Below are 5,759 nucleotides of genomic sequence, written 5' to 3' on the forward strand. Positions count from 1 at the left end.
CAACTACACAACCACCATCACCGTCCAGATCCTTGACGGTTGACGACCTACCAAGACCACTAACTACGCGGCATTGGGACTAGCGGCGGCGCGTCGGGTGGCGGCGGGCCCGGGCCTGCCAGCAGGCGCGATGCCAGTGCCGCCGGTCGGCGACGGAGCCCGTCTCGTCCGCCGGCCACGCGACGACGTGCGCCACCCCGATCGCGATCTCGTGGTCGCAACCGGGGCACCGGTACACCTTCGTCGCGTGCGAGCCCGGCACGCTGCGCACGAGCCATTCGCCGTCCCGCCCCGACTCCGCGCGCGCCCAGCCGGCGGCCGCCCCGGCGTCGACGGGGCGGCCATGGTCTCGGCGGTTGCGGCGCGGCACGAAGCCCAGGTTATCGAGCTACCTTCCGGAAGGTCAGTGCGACGGCGAACGCCAGCGCGGCGATCACCACCGAAGCGAAGAACGCGCTGGTCATGCCGTGGACGAGCACCTGGTGCGGTGAGCCGGGCGCGTTCCGCGTCGCGGTGCCGAAGATCGTGACGAGGATCGCGAGGCCGAGCGTCGCCCCGACCTGCTGCATGGTCTGCAGCACACCACCGGCGGCACCGGCGTCCTTCGGCGGCACCGTCGACATGATGATCACGTTCAGCGGTGAGAACGCGAGTCCCATACCCAGGCCCATCAGCACCATCGGCACGAACAGCAGCGGGAAGTAGCCGCTGTCCACCGAAAGCCGCGTCAGCAGCGCCAGGCCGCCCGCCATCAGCACGGTGCCGGTCAGCGCGACCGGCTTCGGCCCGAACCGGGGCAGCAGGCGCGGGATCAGCCGGCTCATGGTGAACACCAGCACCGCCATCGGCAGGAACGCGAACCCGGTCGCCAGCGCGCCGTAGCCGTGCACGTCCTGCAGGTACTGGCTGAGGAAGAAGAACATCGACATCCCCGCCATCGGCCCGAGGCAGAAGTTCACGTAGGCCGCGGCACGGTTGCGGTCGGCGAACAGGCGCAGCGGCAGCAGCGGCTGCTCGGTCCGGACCTCGATCGCGATGAAGGCACCGAGCAACCCGATCCCGGCGAACAGCGCGACCAGCGTCCAGCTGTCGCCCCAGCCGTTGCTCGCGGCCCGGATGAACCCGTAGACCACGGCCGCGATACCGCCGGTCGCCGTGACCGCGCCGGGCAGGTCGAGGTTACCGCGGTTGCGTTCGGGCTCCCGCACGTACCGAGCGGCGAAGGCCACCGCGGCGATGCCGAACGGCACGTTGATGAACAGCACCGACCGCCACGAGAACCACTCCGTGAGCAGGCCGCCGAGGATGAGCCCGACGGCGAACCCGGCGCTGGCCATACCCGAGAACAGCGCGAGCGCGCGCAGCCGCGCCCGTGGTTCGGTGAAGGTCGTGGTGAGCAGGGCGAGCGTGCTGGGACCGGCGGCGGCCGCGCCGAGTCCCTGCGCCACGCGGGCGGCGAGCAGCCAGGTGGCGGAGTCGGCGAACCCGCCGGCGAGCGAGGCGATGGTGAACAGCGTCAGGCCGCCGATGAACAGGCGGCGGCGGCCGAACAGGTCACCCGCGCGGCCGCCGAGCAGCAGCAGGCCGCCGAAGACGAGCGTGTAGATGTTGATCACCCAGGACAGCGAGGTCGCGCTGAAGTGCAGGTCCGCCTGGATGCGCGGGAGCGCCACGTTCATCACCGTGGCATCCAGGATGATCATCAGCTGGCAGGTGAGCAGGGTGGCCAGTACGATCCCGGGCCGGTGCGGCCGGGCCGTTCCGGTGAGCGCCGGGGCGCTCGTGGACAGCGTCGTATCAGACAAGTCAGGGCTCCGTTGAATACGCGAATGCAAGCGGACAGAGTCTCCGCTTCACTGGAGCTATCATAAGGAGAGAGTCTCCGGTTATGCAAGGGTATCCGGAGATTGCGTCCGTTTCCAGTGAGGAGGGCCCGTGGGATCAACGTCGACGCCACGGCCGATGCGAGCCGATGCCCGCCGCAACTACGAGCGGATCATCAACGTCGCGCGGGAGGCGTTCACCGAGCACGGGCCCGAAGCGCCGCTGGACGACATCGCACGCCGGGCCTGCGTGGGTCCAGGCACGCTCTACCGGCACTTCCCGAACCGCGAGGCGCTCATCGAGGCCGTGTACCGGGCGGACATCGAGAAGCTGGCTCAGCGGGCGACGGAGCTGGCCGAGGCACGCTCCCCCGGCGACGCGCTCGCGGAATGGGTGCGTGAGCAGGTCGGGTTCGTGGTGCAGAACCACGGGCTCGCGGCGACGCTGAAGGCGGCGATCGACCGTGACTCGGAGACGTTCGCCCTGTGTAAGGTGATGCTCAACGACGCCGCGGCCAAGATCGTCAAGGCGGCGCAGGAGGCGGGCGTGCTCCGCGAGGACGTCCAGCCCCGGGACATCATGCTGATGGCGCACGGCGTCGGCGCCGCGTCGCAGAACTCACCCGACGCGGCCCCGCGGATGGTGGCCGTGATGCTCGACGGGCTGCGGCGTCAGGAGCCGTAGGCCACCGCGAGCGGGACGAGTTGTTCCGCGGTGGTGAGCGAGCCGTGGTGCCCGATCAGCGCCGACTCGAACGGCTCGGCGGCCCGGCGCACCAGCCCGAACCGCTCGCGTGCCGCGACGACGAGGTCCCCGATCCGCGGGCGGACCCGGTCACTGACACGCGGTCCGAACCAGCCGGCCTCGATCGCCTCTTCGCGGGTGACGACCCAGGCGCGGTCCCCCAGTTCGACCCGCCAGGCACCCAGCACGTCGTCCATCGCGCCTTCGTCGGCGTACACATGCCGCGCCCGCGGCTCACCCGCGATGGCGCGGACACCGGCGAGCAGGTCCGGCACCGCGTCGAGGTCGGTCGCCTCGTCGATGGTGACCATGCCGTGGTCCGCGACGACCGCGAGCATGCTGTCCGGCGGCAGATTGTCCACAACGGACTCGACGAGCCGGTCCACCTGCCGCAGCTGATACCGCCACGCCGCCGAGCCCGGGCCGTAGCGGTGGCCCATCTGGTCCAGCTGGCTGTGGTAGGCGTAGGCGAAGCTCCTCGGCTGCTCGAGCCTGTGCAGGATCGACGCGGCGAGATCGCCCAGCGCGTAGACGCCGACGTACTCACCGCCGCGCTGCACGGCTTCGGTCAGCGCGGTCTTGGCGAACTGCGCCTCGGAGACGACGGCCGACCGCGCACCCGCGTCCGCCGCCCTCTCGAAGGTCGTCGGCAGGGGCTGGGCCTCACCCGGCGGCAGGCGCTCGCGCAGGTCCGGCCCGCGTGGATGGGTCGCCCAGCGCAGCGCGTTCAGCACGCCGACGCCGGGCACCACGAAGGTGTACCCGGTCATACCGTGCTCACCGGACGCGAGCCCGGTGCCGATCGCCGCCAGCCCCGCGACGGTGGTCGCCGGGTAGCCGACCTTCAGCGGGCTGCGCGCGAGCGCGGCCAGGACCGGTGCTTCCGCGGCATGCTCTTCGAGCAGTTCCCAGCCGAGCCCGTCGACGAGCAGCACGCAGGCGCTGGACACTGGCGGGATTTCGAGGGTGTTGGCGAACCCGGGAACGCCGAGCACCGCGAGTACGGAGGGCACCACTTCGGCCAGATGCGGCCGGTTCGGCAGCCTTGGCAGATCCACGGGCACAAGCTTGGCAGGGACTGGCCCGGATCCGCATTCCGGGAGCGATAATGGGCCCATGCCGACTTACGCCTACCGCTGCCGCGAGTGCACGGAGACCTTCGAGATCAACCGGCCGATGAGCGAGTCCAGCTCCCCCGCCCCCTGCCCGGAAGGGCACGCCGACACGGTCAAGCTGCTCACGACCGTCGCCCTCACGGGCTCGGCCGGTGCGCCGATGCCGGCCGCCGACGGCTGCTGTGGCGGCGCGTGCGGCTGCGGGAACTAGCGGGCGTAGTCCCGGAACCCCTGACCGGTCTTCCGGCCGAGGCGGCCGGCGGTGACGAGGTGTTCCAGCAGCGGCGCGGGCGCGAAGCCCTCCTCGCGGAACTCGTTGAACAACGTCCGCTCGATCGCCAGCGAGACGTCCAGGCCGACCACGTCCAGTAGCTCGAAGGGGCCCATCGGCAGCCCGCAACCGACCTTCATCGCCGTGTCGATGTCGTCGGCCTGCGCGTAATGCGCTTCGAGCATCTTGACCGCGTCGTTGAGGTACGGGAACAGCAGTGCGTTGACGATGAACCCGGCACGATCGCCGCAGTGCACCGGGTGCTTGCCGAGCGCCTGGCACACGGCGTGCGCCGTCGCGACAACGTCCGGTGAGGTCGCGATCGTGTGCACCACCTCGACGAGCTTCATCACCGGCGCCGGGTTGAAGAAGTGCAGGCCGACCACGTCCGCTCCCCGCGCGGTGGCCGCCGCGCATTCGATCACCGGGAGCGAGGACGTCGTGGTGGCGAGGATCGCGCCCGGGCGGACCACCTTGTCCAGCGCCTCGAACACGGCCCGCTTCACCGCCAGGTCCTCGGCCACCGCCTCGACCACCAGATCCACATCGGACAGCGCGGCGAACTCGGTCACGGGTGTGATCCGAGCCAGTATCGTCGCGGCGTCCGCCTCGGTCAGGCGGCCTTTCGACACCGCACGCCCGATCGATTTGGCGACTTTCGCCACCGCGGCCTCGGCCTTCTCGGGCGTCCGCGCGCGCAGCACGATCTCGTAACCGCGTTTGGCGAAGACCTCCGCGATACCGGTCGCCATCGTGCCCGTACCGACGACGCCCACCCGCCGGACCTCACGCAGCCCCGCCGCATCGACGGTGGGTGGCTCGGCGGCGTCGGTCACGACCGGGGAATCCGCCGACTCGTACGAGTAGAAGCCCCGGCCGCTCTTCCGCCCCAGCAGGCCGGCGGTGATCATCTGCTTGAGCAGTGGCGCGGGCGCGTGCAGCCGGTTACGCGACTGCCGGTACATCGACTCGAGGATCTCGTAGGCCGTGTCCAGCCCGATGAGATCGAGCAACGCCAGCGGCCCCATCGGGTACCCGCAGCCGTACCGCATCGCCGCGTCGAGGTCCTCACGCGTCGCGTACCGCTGCTCGAACATCCGCACCGCGTGGTTGAGATACCCGAACAGCAGGGCGTTCGCGATGAAACCCGCCCGGTCGCCGATCACGACGGGGGTCTTCCCGAGCCGCTCGGCGAACGCGACCACGTCGGCCACGACATCCGGTTCGGTGACGACCGTGCGCACGATCTCGACCAGTTTCAGCACCGGCGCCGGGTTGAAGAAGTGCATCCCGACGACCTTGCCCGGCCGGGCGGTGTGCACGCCGATCTCGGTCACCGACAGGGACGAGGTGTTCGAGGCGAAGACGGCCTCCGGTTTGACGATCTTGTCCAGCTGCCCGAGGACCTCGGCCTTGAGCTCGAGGCTCTCCGGCACGGCCTCGATGACGAGATCGACATCGGCGAGGTCGGCCGGCTCCGTCGTGTACCGGATCCGCCCCAGCAACTCCGCGCGCCCGGCCTCGTCGAGCTTGCCGCGGCTGAGCGCGCGGCCGGTCGAATGCTCGAGATGCGCACGTCCACGGGCGATGCTCGCCGCGTCGACCTCGACGGCGACGACTTCGAGGCCGCTGCGGGCGAGGACCTCCGCGATGCCTGCGCCCATCGTGCCGACGCCGACCACTCCCACACTCGTGAACTCGCGTGCCATGACCGGACCTCCGATGGTTACCGGGCGGTATTCCCTGCTTAGCGACACCTCCATAACATCAAAACTCCAGGTCACGGGTCAACTGCTGCCTTTCGA

General features: G+C 70.3%; 6 protein-coding genes. 2 read left to right on the plus strand and 4 right to left on the minus strand.

Annotated elements, in window-relative coordinates; genetic code table 11:
- Window positions 1-79: 79 nt before the first annotated feature.
- Entirely contained in the window at window positions 80-370 is a 291-nt protein-coding gene (locus FG385_RS33530; protein ID WP_139100841.1) for a hypothetical protein, read from the minus strand.
- A gap of 10 nt (window positions 371-380) precedes the next feature.
- Window positions 381-1,805, minus strand: a complete 1,425-nt coding sequence (locus FG385_RS33535) for an MFS transporter (protein ID WP_235022950.1) — start codon at window positions 1,803-1,805, stop codon at window positions 381-383.
- A 130-nt stretch (window positions 1,806-1,935) separates the two neighbouring features.
- Between FG385_RS33535 and FG385_RS33540 the strand changes: the two genes are divergently transcribed.
- The gene (locus FG385_RS33540) at window positions 1,936-2,508 is read left to right on the plus strand and encodes a TetR/AcrR family transcriptional regulator (protein WP_327436883.1); all 573 of its coding nucleotides are present in this window, start codon (window positions 1,936-1,938) and stop codon (window positions 2,506-2,508) included.
- On the opposite strand, the gene FG385_RS33545 is transcribed toward FG385_RS33540, so the two are convergent.
- On the minus strand, window positions 2,496-3,626 hold the full coding sequence (locus FG385_RS33545; protein ID WP_139100842.1) for an alkaline phosphatase family protein: 1,131 nt from the start codon (window positions 3,624-3,626) through the stop codon (window positions 2,496-2,498). The two genes, FG385_RS33540 and FG385_RS33545, sit on opposite strands and share 13 nt — an antisense overlap.
- Before the next feature lie 58 nt (window positions 3,627-3,684).
- Here FG385_RS33545 and FG385_RS33550 point away from each other — a divergent pair, with 58 nt between their 5' ends.
- On the plus strand, window positions 3,685-3,894 hold the full coding sequence (locus FG385_RS33550; protein WP_139100843.1) for an FmdB family zinc ribbon protein: 210 nt from the start codon (window positions 3,685-3,687) through the stop codon (window positions 3,892-3,894).
- On the opposite strand, the gene FG385_RS33555 is transcribed toward FG385_RS33550, so the two are convergent.
- Window positions 3,891-5,663, minus strand: coding sequence for a 3-hydroxyacyl-CoA dehydrogenase family protein (locus FG385_RS33555; protein WP_139100844.1), 1,773 nt, complete (start codon window positions 5,661-5,663; stop codon window positions 3,891-3,893). The two genes, FG385_RS33550 and FG385_RS33555, sit on opposite strands and share 4 nt — an antisense overlap.
- Window positions 5,664-5,759 lie beyond the last annotated feature (96 nt).

It is taken from the genome of Amycolatopsis alkalitolerans (genome assembly GCF_006152065.1).
GTDB classification, from domain to species: domain Bacteria; phylum Actinomycetota; class Actinomycetes; order Mycobacteriales; family Pseudonocardiaceae; genus Amycolatopsis_E; species Amycolatopsis_E alkalitolerans.